Here is a 22,891-nt window from a genome sequence, read left to right on the forward strand (position 1 = left end):
GTGGTCAACCGCCGAGCCCGACGCCGGTGGCTATCATTATAAGCGCACCGACGAGACCGAAGATTGCCATCGTCTCTGCCATCGCCGCGAAGATGATGCCCTGGGTGAAGGTCTTCGGGTTCTTGGCAACTGCGCCGATGCCCGCACCGGCTATTATGCCCTGCGGTATTGCCGAGAGGCCGGTGAGGCCGACGGTAAGGCCCGCACCGAAGAGTATGGCGCTCTTCACGAGGTTGTCAGGGGTGTTGGCTGTGAACTTAAAGCCACCGCCTATGATTCCCGCGCTGAGCAGGATCAGGAAGAGCGTAATGAGGCCGTAGATACTCTGGGTCATTGGCAGGCCCTCAAGGATGAGGGCGTTCTTGAAGTTCTTTTCGTCCTCTGCGACCACTCCTGCAGCTGCTGCACCCGCAACACCAACACCGAAGGCCGAAGCCGCACCGGCAAGGCCTGCCGCGAGGGCTGCTCCAAGGGATACGTAAACTATCGGGTCCATCCTTCAAACACCTCCATCAGCTTTCAATTCAAGTTTTGAAACTTCTCTCTTTGCCCTGAAGGGCGTGAAGGGCTTTCCATCGCCCGAGTAAAACGTTCCGAAGAACTCAACGTACTGGAGACGGAGCGAGTGAACGAATGCTCCGAGTGCGTTTATGGCGGTCGAAAACAGCTGACCGCCTATAAAGATTATGATTCCCACGAGGGGCCCGATGTAGAGGAACTTTATCGACCAGACCATCCCAGTCAGAACGTTGATGACCATCGCTATACCGCTGGTTGCCAGTGCAAGGGCCATGAGCCTCGCGTAGCTGAGCCACGTTCCGATGAAGCCGAAGAAGTCCGAGATTATTAGGAGCGCTGCGAGGCCTCCGTTGTTGACCACCTCCCCGATGGCAAAGAGTATTATGCCAACCCCAAAGATGGCCTCTGCGAGGAGTGTGGACGTCTTCGTTGCAAAGAGAACTATTGCTATTATGATGAGCATCCACGAGAGCTGGTCGAAGAGGGCTCCCTTTTTGTCGCCGTTCTTCCACTTGACCACGAAGCCGATAGTGTAGCCGGTGAAGAGGTGGGCGAGGCCTATAGCGAGCGCCAATGTGAGCACGAACATCGGGTCTCTAAGCGAATCTGCTATCCTCCAGAAGTGGGCGTTGGGGTTTCCTGTGATGTACTGGAGAACGATGTCCCCGGCGTTGCCGAAGTAACTTCCAAAGAGTATTCCCATGAGTATCGTGAAGACCGAGCTCCAGAGGAGCGTGTAGGCGAACTTGTAGGTTCCGTCGTTGAACTTTCTGTGCCCCTTGACGAGGAGCGCCGCCACTATTCCGACGATGAGCCCGTACATGAAGTCCGTGAGCATGAAGCCGAAGAAGAAGGAATACGTGAAAGCTATTATCGGCGTTGGGTCGACCTCGTCGTACCTCGGGACGCCGTACATCTCGGTGAGCATCTCGAAGGGTCTTGCCCACTTTGGATTCTTGAGCTTTATGGGTATGTCCTCGATTTCTTCCCTTGTGGGCTCCCTGACGTTTATGTAGGCCTTGCCCCCGGTTATTCTCTTTATCCCCTCCAGAACCCTTGGAACCTCGGGCCTCGGGAGCCAGCCGGTAAGGGCAAAGGTCATGTTGGTTCTCGCGAGCATTGGAAGAACTGAGGCCTTGTCGCGCTCGTTTTCCATGAGCTCCTGGTAAAAGCGAACCTCCTCGTAGTACTTCTCCGCCAGCCCTTCGGCGTCTCTCTTGGCATCTTCAAGCTCTTTGAACTTCCCGTCGAGCTTTCTCTCGTACTCCCTCAGGAGCTCTGAAGGCTTCCCCTTTCCTTCGGGAACCTCTATCCTCTCGAAGGAGTGCTTGGCGAGAATCGAGTTCACCCTGTCGTGGTCTCTTCTGAGGGTTGCTATTACCATCAGAACCCTGTCCTTGAAGTCCCTTGTGACGACCGCTACCCTGCCCTCTGTGGCCTTTTTCAGCTCCTCAAGAAGGCCCTTGAGCCTCGGCCTCTCGACTGAGCCGACGGTTACCTCGACGAGACCGCTGTGCCTCAGGTAGCTGACCTCTATGTCGAGCGATGAGAGCATCTCAAGGGTGGCAATCGCTTCCCTTATTCTCTCTATCTCGGTCTGGATTGAGCTTATCCTCGACTCAACGGCCTTTATTTCAGGCTCAGCCTTGGATAAAAACGTTTCCACGTCCTTGATGAGCTTCTCGATGCCCTCATAGCGATACGTCCTCTTGGGTCTCTCTCTGGGGAAGAAGAACTCCTTTATCCCTCCTCCTGAGGTTCTCTTGTATGCCTTGAGGAACTCGGTGAGCCTTGAAATCGTTATCGAGTATGAAGCGGCCTTTCGGTAGTACTCGTTCGGCGCATCCCTCTGGGCTATCCTGACCTCCGTTTCCCTTATCTCAACGGCCCCGGCCTCGTGGAGATAGGTCAACAGTTCGTCCTTGTACCTGTTGAGCGTTATTACCTCTAGCTTGACCATCTCTTCGGGCCTGAACATTTCAGCCCCCTCTTATCAGCTCTATTCCCGAGTTTACTGCCTTCTCGAAGTTGGACTCGGCCTTTTCACGGAGGGCGGATATCTCCATCTCCCCCTCCTTGAGAATTCTCTTTGCCTCTTCCTCGCCCTCAACGCGGGCCTTCTCGATTAAACTCTCGGCCTGTCTCTGGGCATCTTGGATTATCTTTTCCTCAAGGGCCTTAGCCTCTTCCTTCGCCTTCAGGACGAGCTCCTTGGCCTCGCTCTTGGCCCGCTCTATGCGCTCCTCTGCCTCCCTTTCTGCGTCCACAATACGCTTGATGACGTCCTCCATGAGCAGTCCCTCCGATGACCCTGAAAACAGGTGAGCTTTTCGCCAACTTTGGCTTCCCTAACTGGTTTAAATAGTTTATGGTATAAGAGCCTAAGGGTTTTGAAAACGAAAAGAAAAGGTGCTCATCCGGCTTGGACTTCTTCGCCTTTGACTTTCTTTTCCAGTAATTCTTTCACCTCGCTTAGGACACCGTTCTTGGCAAAAACGATTATCTGGCCCTTTTTGGGCAACTTCGTGTCTCCGGAGGGAATTATCAGGTTGCCCTTCTCGTCGTAGACGGCTATGATTAAAGCATCCTTTGGGAGTTTTAGTTCCCTCACGAGCTTTCCTGAGACGTCGCTGTTTTCGTCTATGGTGAAGCGGACTATCTCGGCACCCTCCTTCGGGAAGAGCACCCTGTCGAAGCCAGGGGTGATAATGTTCCTGCTGATGTACTCAGCTGCTATCTCCTCGGGGCTTATGACGAAGTCAAAGTACTTCTTCAGGTCGGAGACCTCTTCAAAGATGCGCTTGTTCTTTGGGTTGCTTATCCTCAGGGATGTTCTGATGTTGGGGTTCAGGTTCTTGGCCAGTATGCAGGCCAGCAGGTTGGCGTCGTCCTTACCGGTTAGCGCCGCGAAGGCATCCGCCTGCTTTATGTTGGCCTCCTCTAGGGTTTTCGTATCGGTTGCGTCCCCCTGTATTACCAGACCGTTGACCATCCCCGAGAGCTCCTCGGCCCTTTCCCTGTTAAGTTCTATTATCGTTATATCGTGTCCGTCCTCCTCCAGCATCTTCGCGACGAGGTAGCCAACCCTGCCCGCGCCCATTATTATGACGTACATCACTCCTCACCGATGAGGTATTTGGCAATCTCTGCGTACGCCGGTCTCGTGATGAATATTCCTATCAGGACGCCGAGTATCGTCGTTACCGCGAATCCCTTAAGGGTTCCGACGAAGTAAACCAGCAGGAAGCTCATGGCTGCTATGGTCGTCGCTGCCGAGGCGAAGATTATGAAGAACGCCCTGCCTATCCTCCTCAGACTGCTGGCGCGTCTCGTTATTCTCGCAACCCTCTCACCGCCGAGGAGCTCGTCGGTTATGACTATCTGCTGATCAACTCCGGTACCTATAGCTGCAATTATACCGGCTATACTCGGGAGGTCGAGGTTCCAGTTGATTAGCGCAGCGGTTCCGAGGATTATGATGACCTCGAAGAGGCTCGTGCTGGCAACCGGTATTGCTATCTTCCAGCGCCTGTAGTGGAAGTAGACTATAAGCAGAACCGCGACGAGGGCCGCGAGGCCCGCATAGAGTGCCTGGGTCTTGAAGTTTTCGCCGAGCTTGGGCGAGATGAACTGCATCCCGATGACGTTGAGCTTGACCGGGAGCGAACCACTTTTCAGGACTGTATAGACAGTTTTGGCCTCCTGCTCTGCGGCAAGCCTGTTCGGAGCTGAACCGCTTATCTGAACGTCCGTCTGGGGCTGACCGTTGGCGAGGCCCTCACCGAGGGAGTAAGGCCCGTAGAGACCGAGAACGCTTTTTACGAGTGTTCTGTCGTCTGCACCCTTGGGGCGCGGGATGTACTTAACGCTGGCGTTCATTTCTCTGAGGTTTTCGTAGAGGCTCTGTGGGACGTCGACGAGGACGATGGGCTTTCCCCCGGCGAGCTTCTTGAGTTCCTCGGCGCTCTGGCCGGAGTAAGGCACTGTGGTTATGTTAAGCGCGCTCTTGATCCTCTTCACGAGGAACGGTGCCTGTGGAGCTTGGGCGTTGAAGGTCGTGCTGTTCATGACGCTGTAGACGCTCTTCGGAACCACGAGGAGGGAGTTAACCGGCGGGTCGAGGAACATGTCAACGGGCCATCCAGCCTTTCCCTTGGCCAGCTTGGCGAACTTTTCTGCTGCGGCCTTTGAAATCCTGAAGGGGACAGCCCAGCTTCCGTCGGGTTTTATCTCGTAGGGGCCGACGTAAACGATGTCCTTACCTGTCCCAAAGATTACGCCGTCGAACTCCATGTAGAATACACCCTGGCTCTCGATGACCTGCTTTATCTGATTCGCCTCCTCAGCACTGGTCACGTTCGCGACCTTGACGAGGACTATCTGGTTTCCCTGACCTTCAACGCTTATGTCCCTCAGCCCGAGGGTGTTCAAACGCCTCTGGAGGGAGTCAACGACGAGCTCCATCGTTTTCTGGTCGACCGGGTGCTCCGTTTGGGCAACTATGGCAACGCCACCGGCTATGTCTATTCCGAAGGTGAGGGGCTTGAAGTAGAGCGTCGCTATCGAGCCCGTGAGGAAGAGTATGAGCAGGAGAACCCTCCAGCTCAGGAGGAGCTTCTTCAGCTTTCTGTTCATGAGCTAACCCCCCTTGAGAGGTACCATCTGAGAACGCCTGCGTTGAATATCCAGGTGTTCATGAAGTCCGCGAGGAGGCCGAATATAAGGACTATGGCTATGTTGTCAATAGTCGGGGACGTTGAGATGAGCCAGAGCATAAGGAGGGCACCGAGTGTCGTCGTACTCATCGTGAAGCCCGTTGAGACCGCGCTCAGGTAGGCTTCCTCTATCGTGTCCTCCTTCCTCCTCGTGAGCTTCGTCGTCAGGAGTATGTTGCTGTCAACGGTGTAACCTATGAGCATGAGCAGTGCCGCTATTGTTGCGGTCGTCAGCTGTATCCTGAATATTCCCATTGAGGCCACTGCTATCACCATGTCCGAGAAGGCCGAGAAGATTATCGCCAGGGACGACACCGGGTTCCTGAAGAAGAGGAACACAACGAGGGCCATCGCTATGAACGCGAAGGTAACGGCCTTGATTCCCTGTTTTTTGGCGAGCTCCCCGAAGGTTGGCTGAACCTCGCTGTGGGTGTACTTTGCATCTGGGAACTTGGTCTTCAGGAGGCTTATTATCTTCAAGGGGTCAACGCCAGTTGGCGCGTACACCCTGATTCCAGAGACTCCCTCAACGCTCTTAAAGCTCTCAACGTGGACGTCAACACCGAGCTGGCCGTCGAGCCACTTCTCCATCTCGTCAGGGTTCGCGCTGACGCCGTAGGCCGTTACGACGACACCGCCCCTGAGGTCTATTCCCAGGGGAGGGAAGTGAACGGCCACGAGAAGAAGTGCTATTATGAAGACCGCGAGGGGGTACATAATCATCTTCTTCGGCTCCATTTCAGCCAGAAACCTGAGCTTTTCTCTTTTCTTTGTGCGAAACTCTTCCTCAATGGAAGGTTCCTTTCTGCGCTTTTTCTTCGCCATAAGTTCACCCCGGGGCAGTTGTTGTCCTGAGTTATGGAGTAGTTGGGTGGTGGAGTTTTAAAATTAGTGGTTGGGGTGCCGGCCACCAAAAGGAGGGGAATTGTCGGTTTTGGGAGCGATTGGACAAAAATCCTCAGGATTAACCGAGAACAGTAAAGAGAAAGCCGTTTAATTCAATAAAATTCGGTTCAGGACATTACAAGGCTGAAACGGCCCGCTGATTGCCGTTCACTTTCGGGATTAACTTTAAAAAGGGTGCCGGTTACCCCCGAAAGAGGAGGTGAGGGCCATGGGCGAGATTGAGACGATAGGGTTCCACTACGTTGTTGAGGCGGCCGGTTGCGATCCTGAGATTCTCGGTGACGCTGACAAGATTCGCGAAATATTCATTGAGGCGGCTAAGATAAGCAACATGGAGGTCAAGTCAAGCTACTTCTTCAAGTTTTCGCCAACAGGGGTCAGCGGCGTGGTTATCGTCGCCGAGAGTCATATCTCTGTTCACACCTGGCCCGAGAAGGGCTACGCAGCTCTGGACGTCTACACCTGTGGCACCAAGGCAGAACCCGAGAAGGCCGTGGACTACATCCTTGAAAAGTTCAGGGCAAAGTACGCCCACGTGAGCGAGATAAAGCGCGGAATCGAGGAGGACGACGAGACCTTCACCCACATGATAATGACTTGGGAGGAGAGCCTGAGGAAAAACGGAAACGGATAGTCACAGCAGCTTTTCTATCTCCTTCACCCTCTCCAACGCGTCCTTCAGGACTTCCCTGATTTTCTCAACCTTGGCTTCGAGTTCTTTCTTCTCCTCCTCAAGGGTCTTGACCTTCTCTTCCAGCTCTTTGACTCTGGCCTCAAGCTCCTCCTTCTCCTTCCTGAGCTTCTCGTACTCCTCCATCGCAACGAGCTGACCGCCTTTAGCTAGAACCTCGATGTTCCTGACGAGCTCGTCGAGCTTGCCCTGCTTTATGAGCTCGTAGGTTTCTCTGACGAGCTGGCCCGCTTTCGTCTCGCCCTTGAGGTGCTTCCTTATCGTCTGCTCAGTCCTGCCGAGCTCTTCAGCTATCTCGCTGGTTGTCATTCCCGCCTTTTCCCTGGCCAGCGCTCCAGCCGCTACCGCTAAGCTGTCAACCCATGTGAGTCTCTCCGCTGGGTCCTTTATCAGCTCTATCACTTCGGGCCTGAAGAGGGTCGCGAAGAGGAGTATGCTCTCAAGCCTGTGTATCTCCTCCCTTCCGATCGGGTTCAGCGGAACCTCTACCATCTCCATCACCTCCTTCATAGTTCAACAACAGTTTTCCTTTTGAGAACCTTGTCCGGGTAAACGACTATCCCCTTGTCGGTGATCTCGAAGGGGTGCCTCCTCATGGAGTGACTAGTTCCGCGCATCTTCCAGACTATCAGCGAGCGCTTGAGCTCGCCGTCTATCTCGTCGAGGTCGAGCCTTATTATGCCGTCAACGCCGTGCTCAACACCGGGCCCGCCGAAACCGCGCTCGCCGACGCTTATCTGGCTGACGAAGATGCTGGTAACTCCAAGTCCGGCGAGAACCCTCTTGAGCTGCATCACTATGCCCCTCGCGAGGGCCGGCTTGTTGATGTAGAGCGTCGTAACGGAGTCAATCACAACGCGCTTGGCGTTTATCTCCCTGATAGCCGTCCTGAGGACGTCTATGAACTCCCTGAGGTCTGTTAAGTCGTGGACTATGTACTTCTCGTACTCCTTACTCTTTCCTATGCCCGCGGTAAAGGCATCCACCATTGCGAACAGCCCTTTCTCCTCGTATTTCCGGACGTCCCAGCCGAACTGGGCCATGTTCTGCCTGACCTGAACCGGGTGCTCCTCCAGAGCCACGTAGATTCCGGGCTCACCCATCTGGAGGCCGTTCCAGAGGAACTGCTGGGAGAATATCGTCTTCCCAGTTCCGGGTCCACCGCTGAGCAGAACAACGTTTCGCTCTGGAATCCCCCCGTGAAGTATCTCGTCCATTCCGGGGATTCCGGTCTTTACCCTCTTGACCATGAGCGTCACCCCCTTTAGTAACCTTTTGTTACCATAGGCTCTAACGCAAAAGGGCTTAAAAAGGTTACGTTGGGTAAGAAAAACGCCTCAGACTTAGGTGGGGCTGTTGAATCAAAGCAACGACTGGAGTGTAGAGACAGAAAAAGGGCTCTGGCGGGCCGGGCGGGATTCGAACCCGCGACCACGGGGTTAAAAGCCCCGCGCTCTAACCAGGCTGAGCTACCGGCCCATGCCCGCTTTGGGTAAATTCCGAGAGCCTTATAAGTTTTGTCCCGCTTCAGCGGGCGTGTATCTCAACTATGTCCCCGTCCTCAAGGACGTGGTCTGCCCCAACCCTCTGGCCCGGGAACTTAACGCTCTTTCCCCACACCCTTGCATAGCGGAAGTTCTTGGCGAAGTCCTTGTGTATCCTCTCGGCGAGATCCATAACCGTTGAGCCCTTCTTTAGTGCAACCGGCGGATAAGCTGGCTCCTCCCCGGGACTCTTCGTGAAGACCCTGATTATTCCGGCGAGCTCGTAGAGTTCGTCCTTGAGCTTGTCGAGGTTTATCTTCCTCCTCGCCGAGACGGGGACTATCTTAAACCGGTCTCCATAGGTCTTGATAAGCCTCTCGTAGTTCTCCTTACTGCCCGGGGCGTCGCCTTTGTTGGCCACGATTATCGCCCTCTTCCACACGAGGCTCTCGTCGAGGGCATCGGCGAACTCCTCAAGGGTGACGGGCTCCTTTACGGTTATCTCTGCCGAGTGGATTCTCTCCTCACGGAGCATCCGCATGACTTCCCTCATGTCGCCCTTTATGTTCTCAGAGCCGTTGATGACTATTCCCCCGCTGGCGGTTCTCTTTATCTCGACCCTCGGCTTTCTCTTGTTGACCTTGATTCCAGCCCTCTCGAACTCCCTCAGAAGAATTTCCATCTGCTTCACCGGGTCCTGCGAGAGGTCTACGACGATTGCTATCGCATCTGCGTTCCTTATCACGCTGAGCAGCTGGGGGCCCATTCCCTTTCCGAGAGCGGCGCCTTCCACAAGCCCCGGGACTTCAACCAGCTGTATCTGGACGTCCTTGTGGTGCATCATGCCCGGTATTGGCTCGACGGTCGTGAAGGCGTAGTTAGCGACGTCGACGTCCGCGTTTGTGAGTGCCTTCAGGAGCGAGCTCTTCCCGACGTTTGGAAGCCCCGCTAAGACTATCTGGGCAGCACCTTCCTTCCTGACGCTGAAGGAGTAGCCACCGCCCTTCTTCTGTGCCCTCTGTTTTTCCAGTTCCCTTCTAAGCTCGGCGAGCTTCCTCTTTATCTGGAGCCGGAGCTTCTCGGTTCCCTTGTGCTTTGGAACCGTGGCGTACATTTTCTCAAGTGCCCTGATTTTCTCGGGTATCGTCTTTGCGTTCCTGTACTCCTCTTCGGCCGCTAGATACTCAGCCGTGACGTTCGTTGGCATCGCTGTTCACCCCCGGCCGGACTAAAAGACGAACGGCCTTTTATAAACGTATGGTCGCTCTAAATCGGCAAATTTTTAAGGACTTTCGAAAATTTTCCATGACGGTGGTGGAGATGACCAGAAGTGGTCTCGACGAAATTGACCGGAAGATACTCGCGATCCTCCAGAAGAACAGCAGAACTCCCCTCCGCGAGATATCGAAGGAGGTCGGCCTGGCCGAGTCAACCATATACGAGCGCATAAAGAAGCTGAAGGAGAAGGGCATCATAAGGAAGTTCACGGTTATACTCGACCCGGAGGCTCTGGGCTTCAGAATTTTGTCCTTCGTCCTCATTAAGGCCCGGGCCGGGATGTATTCCCACGTCGCCGAGGAGCTTATGAGGTATCCCGAGATAGTGGAGGTCTACGAGACCACAGGGGACTACGACATGCTCATCAAGATAAGGACGCGCAGCAGCGAGGAGCTCAACGACTTCCTCGACAGGATTGGGGAGATAGAGGGAGTTGACTCAACGCATACCATGGTCGTCCTCAAAACCCATAAGGAGACGACCGAACTGCCTCTCTGAACGTTTTTGTCCAGTTAGGGTTATAAATGTCCTCTCCAATTTTTCCCGGGTGATACCATGAAGGTGCTGTTTCTGAGTGCGGACCAGTTTGAGGACGTTGAGCTGATTTATCCGCTCCACAGGATTAGGGAAGAGGGCCATGAGGTCTACGTTGCCAGCTTTGAAAGGGGAACGATAACGGGGAAGCACGGCTATCCAGTGAAGGTCGACCTGACCTTTGAGGAGGTAGACTCGGATGAGTTCGATGCACTTGTCCTCCCTGGTGGGAGGGCTCCCGAGAGGGTCAGGCTGAGCGAGAAGGCCGTGATGATAGCCAGGAAAATGTTCGAGGACGGAAAGCCCGTCGCGAGCATCTGCCACGGACCGCAGATACTCATCTCTGCCGGGGTTCTCAAGGGCAGGAAGGGAACCAGCTACATCGGCATAAGGGACGACCTGATCAACGCCGGCGTCGAGTGGGTTGACGAGCCCGTCGTTGTCGACGGCAACTGGGTCAGCTCAAGGCATCCCGGTGACCTCTACGCCTGGATGAGGGAGTTCGTTAAGCTCCTTCGCTAATCCCAATTTTTAAATACCTCCACCCGTAGAAAACATCGGTGGGGGAAATGGAGAAGAGACTGAGGCGCTCAAGGAAAGACAGGATTCTCTTCGGGGTTCTCGGTGGAATAGCCGAGTACTTTGATCTCGACCCAACCCTCGTCAGGCTGTTCTTCATACTGCTCTTCGTCTTCTACCCTGTGCAGATGACCCTCCTCTACCTCCTCGCGGCTTTCGTCATCCCCGAGGAAAAGAACGGGGAGGAGAGTGATGATTTCATAGACGAAGCCAGCAGAAAGCTCAGGGAGGGCTCCGGGAACCTCAAGCTCCTCGCGATAGTTCTCATAGCCTTTGGACTCGTGCTCCTTATGAGACCCATCGTGCCGGTTACCATTGACAGGACAACCGCTGTCGCGCTAGGCCTGCTCATCCTGGGTGTTCTGCTCCTCCTGAGGGGTGATTGAGGTGAGAACCGCTGGAGTGCTTCTCGTCTTAATCGGCATTGCGTTGCTCCTCCTCCAGTTCAGACCGGCTTTCCTTGAGCCCCTCAGGGTTTACGCCCCCTACATCAAGGGTGCCTTCTGGGGTGTCACCTTCATCGCGGGTGGCCTTTACCTCCTCGCCAGGGGCTTCTGGAGAAAGCTCGTGCTTTTCCTCTACCTCCTCTACCTAGTCATATATCTGGTGGTGTGAATGGAGCGGTGGGAGATAGTCAGGGCCTTCATAACGGGCCCCCTGGTTGAAGTTGCCCTGCCGAAGCCCGGCAACGTTAACAGGTTTGCCGACTTCGAGGACTTGAGCATCTACAACTTCCTCGTCTCTTACCCGGCGCTGGTGGGCATATATCACGAAACCGTCAGGAGGGGGGAGCTTATACGCTCCGGGGTTCTCTCTCCAGCCGAGGCTGGCATCGGGGAGCTCATAAGGAGGGGCGCAGAGGCCACGAGGCGCGTTCAGTCGGGAAACCCGAACTTCGGGGTTCTCGTGCTCTCTATACCACTGATTGCCGGCCTCGCCCTCACGAGGAAGCTGAGGGAAGGGGGAGAGAAGGCGAGGCTTCTCATTGAGGAATCCAGCGTCAGGGACACTATGGAGCTTTACCGGGCCATAAGGATTCTTGAGCCCAAGGGAATACCTAGGGGGGTTAAGTACGACGTCTACTCCGAGAGCGCCTTTGAGGAGCTCTTCAGGGACAGGGTCAACCTGATGAAGCTGGCCGGACTCAGCTGTGCAAGGGAGATGGTCTTCTGTGAGTGGCTGAACTCCTATGAGGTGACCTACTGGGCCTTCTCTAGAATTCTCCAGCTGGCGAACGAGATGCCCCTTGAGGAGGCCTCAATAAAGCTCTTCCTTGAGTTGCTGGCTGAGAGGGGGGACACTCTGATCCGGAGAAAGGCGGGAGAAGCCGAGGAACTGCTCGTCAGGGAAAAGGCCAGGGAAGTCCTTGAGGGAAAGCTATCACTTGAGGAGTTCGACGCATTCCTCAGGGAGAAGGGCGACCTCAGGAATCCGGGGAGCGTGGCCGACCTAGTTGCCATCGCCCTAAGTCTTGTCTTCCTGAGCGGTGCGAAAGTTAAGATGAGGAACGGGAGGGCCTGGCTCACGGCACGACCCTGAACCTCTTCGCGGAGTTTTCGTAGCCGAGGACTTTGCTGTCAACGACGAGGGCGTCCTTACCGAACTCGTCAACCACCCTGACCGGAAGGCCTGAGAGCTCGGCCACCTCCTCGTCCCCGCCAAACTCTTCGTTCACCTGCTCCCTTATGAACTCGTAGGCTTCCCTGCCGACTATGACGACGTCGGGCTCGTAGCCCTCAAGCTTGAGTTCGTTGGCCTTCTCCTCAATCGAGCTGAGTATCCTTATCAGGTCTCCCCTCACTTCGAACACCTGAGGGAGTTTTCGGGGTTGAATTTAAGGCTTTCTGGTCAGAGGCCGAAGGCGCCCTTGATGCCGTTTATCGTCATCTGGACGGCCATCGAGGTCAGTATGAGTCCCATCATCCTCGTCATGACCTTGATTCCCACACGACCCAGCTTGGCCTTTATCCTGTTGGCGGAGCACAGGACGAGCCATACGGTCAGGCCGATGAGGATTATGGATGCTATCACCACCGCCTTCTCCGGTACTGTTGAGGTTCCTGCCATGTAGAGCATCACCGTCGTTATCGCGCCGGGTCCCGAAATCAGGGGTATCGCGAGCGGGATTATGGCGACTTCCTCAAGGGTAACGGCATCCTCATCGAGCTCCTCCTCACTGCTTATCTTTACCGTGGAGAGCTTCCCGGAGAGCATTTCCATGGCCATTTTGAAGAGCAGTATCCCACCGGCTATCGAGAAGGCGTCAATGCTGGAGCCAAAGAACTTGAATATCCACTGCCCGATGAGGGCGAAAACAAGGAGCGTCGCTATGACCGTCACAGAAGTTTTTCTTGCTATCTCCCGCCTCTCCCGCCAGCCGAGGTCGTGGGTCACGCTGAGGAACACCGGGACGGCTCCTATGGGGTTCGTTATGGCGAAGAGACCGCCGTAGATGATTATGAGGTATTTGGCAAGCCCTATCACGGTATCACCGAACCGGCCGGAGGAGGGGAGGTTAAAAAGTTAACCCTTCCCCGGGACGACCTCAAGCGAGTACGTCAACTCAGCACCGCTGAGCTTCATGTGGGCGCTCGCAGAGCAGTACTTGTCCTGGCTCAGCTCTATGGCTCTTCTGGCTTTCTCCTCCCTAACCCTCCCGTAAATCCTGTAGTGGATGTGAACCCTTGTGTAAACCTGCGGGTGCTCCTCCCGCCTCTCACCGCTTATCTCCACCTCAAGGCCCTCTATGGGCTCGCGCATCTTCTTGAGTATCGCCACAACATCGTAGGCAGTGCATCCGGCGACGCTCAGGAGAAGGAGGCGCATCGGGCTTATACCGCCCTCCCCGAGTATGACCGAGCACTTGTCTCCCTCAATCCTGCCTATGAACTGGTAGTCCCTGAACCACTCCACCCTTCCCTTTATCGGCTCCCCCACTTCGACCACCAGAGATAGTGAGGAAAGCCCTTTAAAAGCCCTCTCCAAAGGGTTAAGCATGTACATAAGGCCCTTCGACCCATGGAAGTCGAAGCTCTGCACCTGCCCCTTCAAATACACCCTGAACGTCTACACCGGTTGCGACCACGCGTGCGTTTACTGCTACATAACGAGCTACATTCCAAAGGCCTTCAAAGTCAGAACCAAGGAGAGCCTTCTCCCCAAGCTGGAGAGGGAACTCAGAAAGTTCGACAAACGTTATATCATAGCACTTTCCTACTCCTCGGATCCGTATCCAACGGTTGAGCGGGAACTGGGAATCACGAGGAAGGTTCTCCAGCTCTTCAAACGCTACGACGTCAGGTGCCTCCTCCTGACCAAGTCTGACATCTTTGAGCGGGATATAGATCTTCTGAATGAGCTCAAGTGCGCCGTTGGGGTGACCGTTACAACCGTTGACGAGGCCAAGGCGAGGCTCCTTGAGCCGAACGCCCCCTCTCCAAAGGCCAGGATTAGGGCACTGAGGAAGGCCAAGGAAGCCGGAATTCCGGTTTACGCGCGCATAGACCCGATAATCCCCTTCTACACATGGGAGGACTTCGACGAAACCCTCTCCAACCTCGACTTCGTTAGCCATATAACGGTCTCCACGCTAAAGCTGAGGCCTGACTCGAAGAAGAGAATGTTCGCGAAGTTTCCAGGCCTTATGGAGAAACTCTGGCCCCTTTACGAACGGGGAGAGAGGATTGGTGGCTACTACTACCTCCCCAAAGAGCTCAGGTTTAAAATACTCAGGGAGGCGGAGAAAAAGATACTGGGGAAGGGAATCACGTTTGGCTCATGTCGGGAGGGCTACCGCTCGTTTCCGAGCTGTGATGGTTCTCACCTCGTTCCCCGCTGAGCTCCCTCTCGATTTCCTCCCTGACCTCGGCCTCTATCTCTCTCCTCAGGAGCTCTTCCTGCTCCTCATGCCTTCCGGAGGCTGCGTTGACGAGGGCCCTGTAGAGGGGTAGCATCTCCTCCAGATATTCCGGCCCCCACTGAACGCCAAGAAGGAACCCCTCGCTGGACTCTATCGCCTCGACGAGACCATCAACTGCGAAGGCGACCGGTCTGAGCCCCTCTCCGACCCGTTTCACAGCCTGATGGTGGAAGCTGTTGACCCACGTCCACGCTTCGTTTGTGCTCTCCACGTTGAGAGTCTCTTTCAGTATGGAGTAGAGAATTGAATCGGCTTTTACGCGTATCGTGTGGAGTCTCTGCTCGGGCCTCACGGATTTTATGTCCCAGTCGTGCTTTATCGCCTTCGGGATTTCATAGACGTCCTGGTAGAGGGTTCCGCCGAGGGCGACGTTTATGACGTGCATCCCCCTTCCGATGCCCATTACCGGTGTTCCCCTCTCTACAGCCTTCTTGACGAGCTCTATCTCAAACTCGTCCCGGGCAACGTCAACTTCTCTAAGCTTTGGAGACGGGTCGCTACCGTAGAAGCGCGGGTGCACGTCTGGCCCCTCTATGAGAAGCACTCCGTCGGCAACCTCTAGGAGATCCTCCGGGTCGGTTTCCACAGAGAACACCGCTGGCAGACCTCCGGCCTTTGAGACCATTAACAGGTGCTCACGCGGTGCCGAGACGCACCCTTCTTTAAAAGAGCCTATGAGGGCTATCAGGGGCTTCATACAACCACCGGGATGAATGAGAAGAGAAAGTAAAAAAGCTTTTCTCAAGTCCGCGAGCGGATTTCCCCTTCTATTACCTCCGCGAGTCTCTTGACGCCTTCGCGTATCTTCTCCTCTGGCACGTAAGTGAAGTTGAGCCTAAGGGCGTTCTTGACCTCGCGGTGGGCGAAAAAGGCCTCACCCGGAACGTAGGCGACGCCCTTTGAGACGGCCTTTTCGAGCATCAGCTTGCTGTCTATCCCCTCCGGAAGCGTCACCCAGACGAACATTCCGCCGTCCGGTCTCGTCCACTCCACGCTCTCCGGCATGAACTCCTCAAGGGCCTCCAGCATAGCGTCGCGTCTTGGCCTGTAGAACTCGATTATCTCCGGTATGTGCCTGTCAAGGTGGCCCTCCTCGACGTACTTCCAAGCTATAGCCTGCCCGAGTGTGTTGGTGCACAGGTCAACGCTCTGCTTTGCTATCTCCATCTTCCTTATGAAGTGTGGATGGGCTGAAACCCAGCCGAGACGAAGGCCGGGGGCCAGTATCTTTGAAAACGTCCCGAGGTATATGACCCTCCCTTCGTCATCGAAGTGCTTTATCGGGGGTACTGGCTCGCCCGAATAGCGAAGCTCGCTGTAGGGATTGTCCTCAACGATTATGAAGTCGTATTCTCTGGCCAGTTCTATGAGCCTCTTCCTCCTCTCAAGGCTCATGGTTACGCCCATCGGGTTCTGGAAGGTTGAAACCGTGTAAACTAACTTAACGCGCTTGCCACTCCTCTTGAGCTCCTCAAGCTTCTCCTCCAGCATGTCGATTCTCATGCCATCGTGATCCATGGGTATGCTGACGAACTCGGGGTCGTAGTACTTGAAGGCCTGAAGGGCGGCGAGGTAGGTCGGTGCTTCAACTATTACGACATCGCCGGGGTTTATGAAGACCCTCCCGATTAGGTCGAGGGCCTGCTGACTTCCGGCGACCATCATTATCTCGACCTTGCTCATCGGAATACCGTAGCGTCTCTCCATCCACCTTGCGAGGGCCAGGCGGAGTGGCGTGAAGCCCTTTGTAGTGCCGTACTGCAGGGCTTTGTCTGCGTGGTTCGTCAGGACGTCTTCGGCTATCTTCTTGATGATCTCAACGGGAAACGTTTCCGGTGCCGGTAAACCTCCTGCGAGGCTTATGACGTCGCTGGTCTCGACGAGCTTGAGAAGTTCCCTAATTTCAGATGCCTTCATCTGGAGAGCCTTCTCTGAGAAGAAGGACTCGAAGTTCAGTGGCTCCGAGGCGAGCTTCCTTTCGAGTTTTTTCCGCATGACAACCACCTCAGTGAACAGACCTGAACACGTAACCAAATCTATACACTAAGAAGTTCGGGCCGTTCGTTATAAACCTTTCTCAAAATCGGGTTTTGGACTTTACAAAGGTAAAGCAAACTTCTCTGGAAGATTTGGGGTCATTGGGGCACTTTTTGATGCACCGATGCACTGGAAACCTCTATAAACCCGAGCCCCATAAGGGTAGTTTACACGGGGGTGATGAGATGGTCGCCAAGGAAGTGCTCGAAATAGCCGAGAAGATTAAGAGCATGGAAATTCGTGGTGCTGGAACGATAGCAAGGGCAGCCGCAAGGGCCCTTATGATACAGGCCGAGAAGAGCAAAGCCAGAACGGTTGACGAGTTCTGGGAGGAGATGAAGAAGGCCGCAAAGATACTCTACGAGACGAGGCCAACGGCGGTTTCCCTTCCAAACGCGCTCCGCTACGTGATGCACCGCGGTAAGATAGCCTACTCCAGCGGGGCCGACCTTGAAGGGTTGAGGTTCATCGTCATTAACGCCGCCAAGGAGTTCATACACAACTCCGAAAACGCCGTCAAGAGGATCGGTGAGATAGGTGCCAAGAGGATTGAAGACGGGGACGTCATAATGACCCACTGCCACAGCAAGGCTGCCATAAGCGTCATGAAGACCGCATGGGACATGGGCAAGGACATAAAGGTCATAGTAACTGAGACCAGACCCAAGTGGCAGGGCAAGATAACCGCGAGAGAGCTCGCCAGCTATGGCATTCCAGTTATCTACGTCGTTGACTCCGCAGCTAGGCATTACATGAAGATGACGGACAAGGTGGTTATGGGTGCAGACAGCATAACGGTCAACGGAGCTGTGATAAACAAGATTGGGACGGCTTTGATAGCTTTGACAGCCAAGGAGCACAGGGTCTGGACTATGATTGCCGCTGAAACCTACAAGTTCCACCCCGAGACGATGCTCGGCCAGCTCGTCGAGATAGAGATGCGCGACCCGACGGAGGTCATCCCGGAGGAAGAACTCAAGACCTGGCCGAAGAACATAACCGTCTGGAACCCAGCGTTCGACGTTACTCCTCCTGAATACGTTGACGTCATAATAACCGAGCGCGGGGTCATACCACCCAGCGCGGCTATAGACATCCTTAAGGAGGAGTTCGGCTGGGCGCTCAAGTACAGGGAGCCCTGGGAGGACTGAGACCTTTTCTTTTTTTCACCGTTATGGTTTAAAACTCCGAAGCCTTTTATACCCCTTGGGACAAGGGCATAGGGGTGAACGCTCATGAAAGCTTACCTTGCCGAAAACGTCAGGGGCATCTACGCCTTTGACGGTGAAGGAAACCTCATTGGCACCAAACCCTTCCCGGGAAGGCCCGAGGACAGCCTCGACAAACTCCTCAAGGGCCAACCCGTTGAGGAACTGCTCTCATTCCTAAACGAGCTGAAGGAAAAGGGCTACACTGAGTTCATCGTTGAGGATTCAGAGCTTGCCAGAAATCTCAAGGAGCTTGGCTACACTGTTACGGCCGAGTTCCCGAACGTCGCTGGAGAAAAGCTCCGCTCGAATCCTGCCGAATTCCTCGGCGAGAAGTGGTTCGAGGAGTACTATTCAGTGGGAGTTGCCCTAACGAGGCTCCGCATACAGGAGCAGAGCGGGGCAAGGGACAAGATGATAATCCAGGCCATAGAAGCTTTAGACGATATTGACAAGGTCATCAACCTGCTCGTTTCAAGACTGAGGGAGTGGTACGGCCTCCACTTCCCTGAACTCGACGAAATCCTTCCAAAGCACCAGCAGTACGTCGCCTTCGTTAAGGAGATTGGGCCGAGGGAGAACATAACACGGGAGAAGCTTGAGGAGCTCGGCTTTCCGGGGGGCAAGATTGAGAAAATCCTCAAGGCCTCTGAAAAGTCAATGGGCGCTCCGCTCGGCAAGTTCGACAGCGAAATCATAATGAAGCTTGCAAGTGAGATAAGCGACCTCTACAAGCTGAGGGAGCAGATAGAGGACTACCTTGAGATGGCCATGGACGAAGTCGCTCCAAACCTCAAAGCCCTTGTCGGAGCAAAGCTCGCTGCGAGGTTGCTCAGCCTCGCCGGAGGTCTTAAAGAGCTCGCCATGATGCCGGCATCGACTATACAGGTACTAGGTGCTGAGAAGGCCCTCTTCAGGCACTTAAGGACCGGTGCCAAGCCACCGAAGCACGGTGTCATCTTCCAGTATCCGGCAATCAACCGCTCACCCTGGTGGCAGAGGGGTAAGATAGCCAGAGCCTTGGCCGGAAAGCTGGCCATAGCTGCCAGGGTTGACTACTTCTCGGGCGAATACATCGGTGAGGAACTCAAGAAGGAGCTTGAGCAGAGGATAGAGGAAATCAAGAGGAAGTACCCGAACCCGCCGAAGAGGAAGGCCAAGCCCGAGAAGAAGAAAAAGAAGGAGAAGTTCAAGGGCAAGGGCGGAAAGCACGAAAAGGGCAGGAAGTTCGAGAAGAAGGAGAAGGCTAAGGGCAAGAAGGAGAAAGGCAGGAAGGAGAAGAAGAAAAAGAAGAAGGCTAAAGGCGGAAAGAGGTGAGGGCAATGAAGGTTAAAAAGCACAAGTTCCCGGGCGTTTACATCATCGTTGAGGATGACGGGAGCGAGAGGATAGCGACCAAGAACCTCGTTCCCGGGCAGAGGGTTTACGGTGAGAGAGTTATCAAGTTCGAGGGAGATGAATATAGGATATGGAACCCGAGCAGGTCGAAGCTTGGCGCGGCAATCCTCAACGGCCTCAAGAACTTCCCGATTAAGCCCGGTTCAACGGTTCTATACCTCGGAATAGCGAGCGGAACGACAGCCTCACACGTCAGCGACATCGTCGGCTGGGAGGGCAAGATATTTGGCGTTGAGTTCTCGCCTCGCGTTCTCAGGGAGCTGGTTCCCATCGTCGAGGAGAGGAGGAACATAGTTCCTATACTCGGCGACGCGACAAAGCCGGAAGGCTACCGCGCCCTCGTTCCGAAGGTGGATGTAATCTTCGAGGACGTGGCTCAGCCAACGCAGGCGAAGATACTCATAGACAACGCAAAAGTATATCTCAAGAGCGGTGGCTACGGGATGATATCGGTCAAGAGCAGGAGCATAGACGTGACTAAAGAGCCCGAGGAAGTATTTAAAGAGGTTGAGGAGGAGCTTTCCGAGTATTTCGAGGTCGTCGAGAGGCTTTCGCTTGAGCCCTACGAGAAGGACCACGCGTTGTTTGTTGTGAGGAAGCCTTGAATTTTCCACCTTTTATCGTTTATTGTCGAAAAACTCTTTCACTTTTACCGAAAGACTTTTATAAGTCCCCCTGAAACCTTAGGCGAAGTTCAGTTCAAGTTTTCAGGTGATGCACGATGGGAAAACTGTTGAGGCCAAACCGAGAAGTTGGCATAATCGGCTACGGCGCCTACGTTCCCATGTATAGAATCAAGGCTGAGGAGATAGGAAGGGTCTGGGGTACAACAAGCTTCCCGATACAGGAAAAATCCGTCCCGGGACTCGACGAGGACACCATAACCATAGGAATTGAGGCAGCAAGAAACGCCCTCAAGAGGGCCGGAATTGACCCCAAGCTGATAAGGGCAATCTGGCTCGGAACCGAGAGCAAGCCCTACGCAGTAAAGCCCAGCGGAACGGTCATAGCCGAGGCCATAGGTGCTACCCCCGACTTAAACGCCGCCGACTTTGAGTTCGCCTGTAAGGCCGGAACCGAGGCAATCCAGGCCGCTATAGGATTTGTGGGCTCGGGCATGGCCGACTACGCTATGGCTATCGGAGCCGACACCTCCCAGGGGAGGCCCGGCGACCACCTTGAGTTCACCGCTTCAGCCGGAGGTGCCGCTTACATCCTCGCCCCCAAGAGCTCTGAGACGGTTGCATACTTCGAGGCGAGCTATTCCTACGTAACCGACACGCCCGACTTCTGGAGGAGGCAGCACGAGCACTACCCGAGGCACGGTAACAGGTTCACCGGCGAGCCTGCCTACTTCCACCAGATAATAAGCGCCGCCAAGACCCTCATGGAGGAGCTCGGCTACTCCCCGAGCGATTTCGACTACGCGGTCTTCCACCAGCCCAACGTCAAGTTCCCGCTTACAGTTGCCAAAATACTCGGAATCCCGAAGGAGAAGGTTCTCCCGGGACTGCTCAGCGGGATAATAGGCAACACCTACAGCGGGGCAACTTTGGTTGGTGTCTCCGCGGTTCTGGATATAGCGAAGCCCGGCGATAGAATTCTCTGGGTTTCATTCGGCTCCGGTGCCGGAAGCGACGCCTTCAGCGTTGTCGTCCAGGACGCGATAGAGGAGAAGCGCGATCTGGCTCCAAAGACGATGGACTATGTGAACAGGAAGAAGTACATAGACTACGCCCTCTACGCGAAGGCGAGGAGAAAGTACATCGTCTGAGGTGGTTGAAATGGAGAAGCCCGTTATCATAGGTGCCGGAATGGTTCCCGTCGGCGAGCACTGGAGGCTCTCCCTTAGGGACATAGCCGTTGAAGCCCTTCTCAAGGCTATGGACGATGCCGGAATAGACAAGGTTGATTCGCTCTACGTCGGAAACATGGCCTCCGGTTCCTTCATCGAGCAGGAGAACCTTGGAGCTTTAATAGCGGACTGGGCCGGCCTTGGCAGTATCCCCGCCGTCAAGATTGAAGCAGCATGTGGTAGCGGTGGCGCAGCGGTTCAGGAGGGAGCGAAGGCCGTCACGGCAGGCCTTGAGGATGTAGTTGCAGTTGTCGGTGTTGAGAAGATGACCGATGCCTGGCCGACCGATGCGACGCGCTACCTCGGATATGCTGCGGACGCGGAGTACGAGCTCTTCCACGGGGCAAGTTTTGTCGCTTTAAACGCGCTCATCATGCGCCTTTACATGAAGACCTATGGCTACACCGAGGAAGACCTCGCTTACTTCTCGGTCAACGCCCACAGGAACGGGGCCAGAAACCCGTACGCGATGTTCAAGAAGGAGGTCAGCGTTGAGACCGTCCTTAAGAGTCCCTACGTTGCGGACCCGATAAAGCTCTTTGACGCCGCACCGATGTGCGATGGAGCCGCGGCCGTTATAATAACCTCAAAGGAGAAAGCGAAGGAACTCGGCGTTCCGAAGGATAAGATGGTCGAGCTGGCCGGCTTCTGGAGGGCGATAGACACCATCAACCTCGCCAACAGGGAGGACTTCCTCACGCTCAAGGCGGCGAAGGTTGCCGCTGAAAAGGCCTACAAGATGGCGGGGGTAACCCCAAAGGACATAGACTTCTTCGAGGTTCACGACGCCTTTACTGTAATGGCGGCTTTAAGCTTGGAGGCCCTCGGCGTAGCGAAGAGGGGTGAGGGAGCCAAGCTGGCAAGGGAAGGACAGATAGCGATAGATGCCGACTACCCAATACAGACGATGGGCGGACTTAAGAGCAGAGGACACCCTGTTGGAGCCACCGGCGTTTATCAGACGGTCGAGGCCGTCCTCCAGCTCCGCGGGGAGGCGCCTGAGGGTATCCAAGTGCCCGATGCCGAAATCGGCCTGACCCAGAACATAGGCGGAACCGGTTCGAACATAACGGTCAACATATTGAGGAGGGTCTGAAATGGGGAAGCCGATGCAAGTTGCCAGGCACTGGAGGCACTTCCGTGAGAAGTACGCCCTGATCGGGGGCAAATGCGAGAACGGTCATGTTTTCTTCCCGAAGAGGCCCGTCTGCCCTGTTTGCGGAAGCAGGAACATCGAGGACTACCAGTTCAGCGGAAGGGGGAAGGTTTTAAGCTGGACGATAGTGAGGAACCCGCCGAGCGGGTTCGAGTACTACAAGCCCTACCCCCTTGCTTTGGTTCAGCTTGAGGAGGGGCCGGTCGTCTTAGCACAGCTCACCGACGTCGAGCCTGACGAGATAGACTTCGGAATGGAAGTCGAGATGGTAACCAGAAAGGTCAGGGAGTTCGACGAGGACGGAATAATCCTCTACGCCTACAAGTTCAGGCCGGTTTTGAAGTGAGGCTCAGGCCTTTACATTTTTCTTCCAAACTTTTAGTGGTGGAAAGATATAGGATGTGAAGATTAAGGTTCCAGTTAGTGAGGAGGAACTCAGAAGGGTTCCAACCTGAGCGGAACAATTCAATGTCTCGATAGTTGAGCTTGAGGAGACTGGCTTCGTCCCACTGGAAGTGGAGGTTGCGATAACCACCACTTCAAGCCCCGCGAAAACGTGCTAATACTAAAGCGACGAGATGCTCCAAAATCAGGGGATGAAGGAACCCGGCC

At 54.8% G+C, this 22,891-nt stretch carries 27 protein-coding genes and 1 tRNA gene; 13 read left to right on the forward strand and 15 right to left on the reverse strand.

Annotated features, from left to right (window positions below; genetic code table 11):
- Positions 1-4: 4 nt before the first annotated feature.
- The 6 genes from MVC73_RS05040 to MVC73_RS05065 all read right to left on the reverse strand — a co-directional run bounded on the left by MVC73_RS05040 (position 5) and on the right by MVC73_RS05065 (position 6,059).
- Positions 5-496: a V-type ATP synthase subunit K gene (locus MVC73_RS05040; RefSeq protein WP_297507743.1), complete on the reverse strand. Its 492-nt coding sequence runs from the start codon at positions 494-496 to the stop codon at positions 5-7.
- A gap of 3 nt (positions 497-499) precedes the next feature.
- Positions 500-2,497 carry a V-type ATP synthase subunit I gene (locus MVC73_RS05045; protein WP_297507746.1) on the reverse strand — a complete coding sequence of 666 codons (1,998 nt, stop codon included), beginning with the start codon at positions 2,495-2,497 and terminating at the stop codon, positions 500-502.
- Position 2,498: 1 nt separating this feature from the next.
- Positions 2,499-2,810 carry a V-type ATP synthase subunit H gene (locus MVC73_RS05050; protein ID WP_297507749.1) on the reverse strand — a complete coding sequence of 104 codons (312 nt, stop codon included), beginning with the start codon at positions 2,808-2,810 and terminating at the stop codon, positions 2,499-2,501.
- Positions 2,811-2,932: 122 nt separating this feature from the next.
- On the reverse strand, positions 2,933-3,634 hold the full coding sequence (locus MVC73_RS05055) for a TrkA family potassium uptake protein (protein ID WP_297507753.1): 702 nt from the start codon (positions 3,632-3,634) through the stop codon (positions 2,933-2,935).
- The gene (locus MVC73_RS05060; RefSeq protein WP_297507756.1) at positions 3,634-5,154 is read right to left on the reverse strand and encodes a preprotein translocase subunit SecD; all 1,521 of its coding nucleotides are present in this window, start codon (positions 5,152-5,154) and stop codon (positions 3,634-3,636) included. Before MVC73_RS05060 ends, MVC73_RS05055 begins: the two co-directional genes overlap by 1 nt.
- Positions 5,151-6,059: a protein translocase subunit SecF gene (locus MVC73_RS05065; protein ID WP_297507760.1), complete on the reverse strand. Its 909-nt coding sequence runs from the start codon at positions 6,057-6,059 to the stop codon at positions 5,151-5,153. The genes MVC73_RS05060 and MVC73_RS05065 overlap by 4 nt, the downstream gene beginning before the upstream one ends.
- A 298-nt stretch (positions 6,060-6,357) precedes the next feature.
- Here MVC73_RS05065 and speD point away from each other — a divergent pair, with 298 nt between their 5' ends.
- Positions 6,358-6,774: an adenosylmethionine decarboxylase gene (gene speD / locus MVC73_RS05070; protein WP_297507913.1), complete on the forward strand. Its 417-nt coding sequence runs from the start codon at positions 6,358-6,360 to the stop codon at positions 6,772-6,774.
- Here speD and MVC73_RS05075 read toward each other — a convergent pair whose 3' ends face one another.
- The 4 genes from MVC73_RS05075 to MVC73_RS05090 form a co-directional block, all read right to left on the reverse strand.
- Positions 6,775-7,329: a hypothetical protein gene (locus MVC73_RS05075; RefSeq protein WP_297507763.1), complete on the reverse strand. Its 555-nt coding sequence runs from the start codon at positions 7,327-7,329 to the stop codon at positions 6,775-6,777.
- Between the two features lie 8 nt (positions 7,330-7,337).
- Positions 7,338-8,081 carry a KaiC domain-containing protein gene (locus tag MVC73_RS05080; protein ID WP_297507766.1) on the reverse strand — a complete coding sequence of 248 codons (744 nt, stop codon included), beginning with the start codon at positions 8,079-8,081 and terminating at the stop codon, positions 7,338-7,340.
- A 151-nt stretch (positions 8,082-8,232) separates the two neighbouring features.
- A tRNA-Lys gene (locus tag MVC73_RS05085) sits at positions 8,233-8,310 on the reverse strand.
- A 48-nt stretch (positions 8,311-8,358) separates the two neighbouring features.
- Complete coding sequence (locus tag MVC73_RS05090) at positions 8,359-9,522, reverse strand: GTP-binding protein (protein WP_297507769.1); 1,164 nt, start codon at positions 9,520-9,522, stop codon at positions 8,359-8,361.
- A gap of 113 nt (positions 9,523-9,635) precedes the next feature.
- Between MVC73_RS05090 and MVC73_RS05095 the strand changes: the two genes are divergently transcribed.
- From MVC73_RS05095 to MVC73_RS05115, 5 genes are read left to right on the forward strand one after another with little or no spacing between them, the layout of a single operon-like run.
- On the forward strand, positions 9,636-10,091 hold the full coding sequence (locus MVC73_RS05095; RefSeq protein ID WP_297507914.1) for an Lrp/AsnC family transcriptional regulator: 456 nt from the start codon (positions 9,636-9,638) through the stop codon (positions 10,089-10,091).
- A gap of 57 nt (positions 10,092-10,148) precedes the next feature.
- Positions 10,149-10,649 carry a deglycase PfpI gene (gene pfpI / locus MVC73_RS05100; RefSeq protein ID WP_297507771.1) on the forward strand — a complete coding sequence of 167 codons (501 nt, stop codon included), beginning with the start codon at positions 10,149-10,151 and terminating at the stop codon, positions 10,647-10,649.
- Positions 10,650-10,696: 47 nt separating this feature from the next.
- Complete coding sequence (locus MVC73_RS05105) at positions 10,697-11,092, forward strand: PspC domain-containing protein (RefSeq protein WP_297507916.1); 396 nt, start codon at positions 10,697-10,699, stop codon at positions 11,090-11,092.
- A 1-nt stretch (position 11,093) separates the two neighbouring features.
- Positions 11,094-11,321 carry a hypothetical protein gene (locus MVC73_RS05110; RefSeq protein ID WP_297507774.1) on the forward strand — a complete coding sequence of 76 codons (228 nt, stop codon included), beginning with the start codon at positions 11,094-11,096 and terminating at the stop codon, positions 11,319-11,321.
- A complete protein-coding gene (locus MVC73_RS05115; protein ID WP_297507777.1) occupies positions 11,322-12,245 on the forward strand; it encodes a triphosphoribosyl-dephospho-CoA synthase in 924 nt (307 codons plus the stop codon).
- Here the strand turns inward: MVC73_RS05115 and MVC73_RS05120 are convergent.
- Genes MVC73_RS05120 through MVC73_RS05130 form a run of 3 tightly spaced genes read right to left on the reverse strand, consistent with a single transcriptional unit; the run spans position 12,229 to position 13,643 of the window.
- Complete coding sequence (locus tag MVC73_RS05120; protein WP_297507919.1) at positions 12,229-12,507, reverse strand: family 4A encapsulin nanocompartment shell protein; 279 nt, start codon at positions 12,505-12,507, stop codon at positions 12,229-12,231. The two genes, MVC73_RS05115 and MVC73_RS05120, sit on opposite strands and share 17 nt — an antisense overlap.
- 47 nt (positions 12,508-12,554) lie before the next feature.
- The gene (snatA, locus tag MVC73_RS05125) at positions 12,555-13,190 is read right to left on the reverse strand and encodes a neutral amino acid NAAT transporter SnatA (protein WP_297507780.1); all 636 of its coding nucleotides are present in this window, start codon (positions 13,188-13,190) and stop codon (positions 12,555-12,557) included.
- 39 nt (positions 13,191-13,229) lie between these two features.
- Entirely contained in the window at positions 13,230-13,643 is a 414-nt protein-coding gene (locus tag MVC73_RS05130) for an OsmC family protein (protein ID WP_297507922.1), read from the reverse strand.
- Positions 13,644-13,701: 58 nt separating this feature from the next.
- On the opposite strand from MVC73_RS05130, the gene MVC73_RS05135 reads away from it, so the two are divergent.
- Complete coding sequence (locus MVC73_RS05135) at positions 13,702-14,544, forward strand: radical SAM protein (RefSeq protein ID WP_297507783.1); 843 nt, start codon at positions 13,702-13,704, stop codon at positions 14,542-14,544.
- Here MVC73_RS05135 and MVC73_RS05140 read toward each other — a convergent pair.
- Positions 14,471-15,322, reverse strand: a complete 852-nt coding sequence (locus tag MVC73_RS05140) for a gamma-glutamyl-gamma-aminobutyrate hydrolase family protein (RefSeq protein WP_297507785.1) — start codon at positions 15,320-15,322, stop codon at positions 14,471-14,473. The genes MVC73_RS05135 and MVC73_RS05140 overlap by 74 nt on opposite strands.
- A gap of 44 nt (positions 15,323-15,366) precedes the next feature.
- Entirely contained in the window at positions 15,367-16,620 is a 1,254-nt protein-coding gene (locus tag MVC73_RS05145; protein WP_297507788.1) for a PLP-dependent aminotransferase family protein, read from the reverse strand.
- A 227-nt stretch (positions 16,621-16,847) separates the two neighbouring features.
- On the opposite strand from MVC73_RS05145, the gene MVC73_RS05150 reads away from it, so the two are divergent.
- From MVC73_RS05150 to MVC73_RS05175, 6 genes are all read left to right on the forward strand, one after another.
- Positions 16,848-17,813 carry a ribose 1,5-bisphosphate isomerase gene (locus tag MVC73_RS05150; RefSeq protein WP_297507791.1) on the forward strand — a complete coding sequence of 322 codons (966 nt, stop codon included), beginning with the start codon at positions 16,848-16,850 and terminating at the stop codon, positions 17,811-17,813.
- Between the two features lie 84 nt (positions 17,814-17,897).
- Positions 17,898-19,187 (forward strand): C/D box methylation guide ribonucleoprotein complex aNOP56 subunit, encoded by a 1,290-nt coding sequence (locus MVC73_RS05155; RefSeq protein ID WP_297507794.1) that lies wholly within the window; start codon positions 17,898-17,900, stop codon positions 19,185-19,187.
- Positions 19,188-19,192: 5 nt separating this feature from the next.
- A complete protein-coding gene (locus tag MVC73_RS05160) occupies positions 19,193-19,873 on the forward strand; it encodes a fibrillarin-like rRNA/tRNA 2'-O-methyltransferase (protein WP_297507796.1) in 681 nt (226 codons plus the stop codon).
- Positions 19,874-19,989: 116 nt separating this feature from the next.
- The gene (locus MVC73_RS05165) at positions 19,990-21,042 is read left to right on the forward strand and encodes a hydroxymethylglutaryl-CoA synthase (RefSeq protein ID WP_297507799.1); all 1,053 of its coding nucleotides are present in this window, start codon (positions 19,990-19,992) and stop codon (positions 21,040-21,042) included.
- 10 nt (positions 21,043-21,052) lie between these two features.
- Positions 21,053-22,219 carry a thiolase domain-containing protein gene (locus MVC73_RS05170; protein WP_297507802.1) on the forward strand — a complete coding sequence of 389 codons (1,167 nt, stop codon included), beginning with the start codon at positions 21,053-21,055 and terminating at the stop codon, positions 22,217-22,219.
- Between the two features lies 1 nt (position 22,220).
- Positions 22,221-22,625 carry a Zn-ribbon domain-containing OB-fold protein gene (locus MVC73_RS05175; RefSeq protein WP_297507805.1) on the forward strand — a complete coding sequence of 135 codons (405 nt, stop codon included), beginning with the start codon at positions 22,221-22,223 and terminating at the stop codon, positions 22,623-22,625.
- Positions 22,626-22,891 lie beyond the last annotated feature (266 nt).

It is taken from the genome of Thermococcus sp., from assembly GCF_027052235.1.
In the GTDB taxonomy this organism is placed as follows: domain Archaea; phylum Methanobacteriota_B; class Thermococci; order Thermococcales; family Thermococcaceae; genus Thermococcus.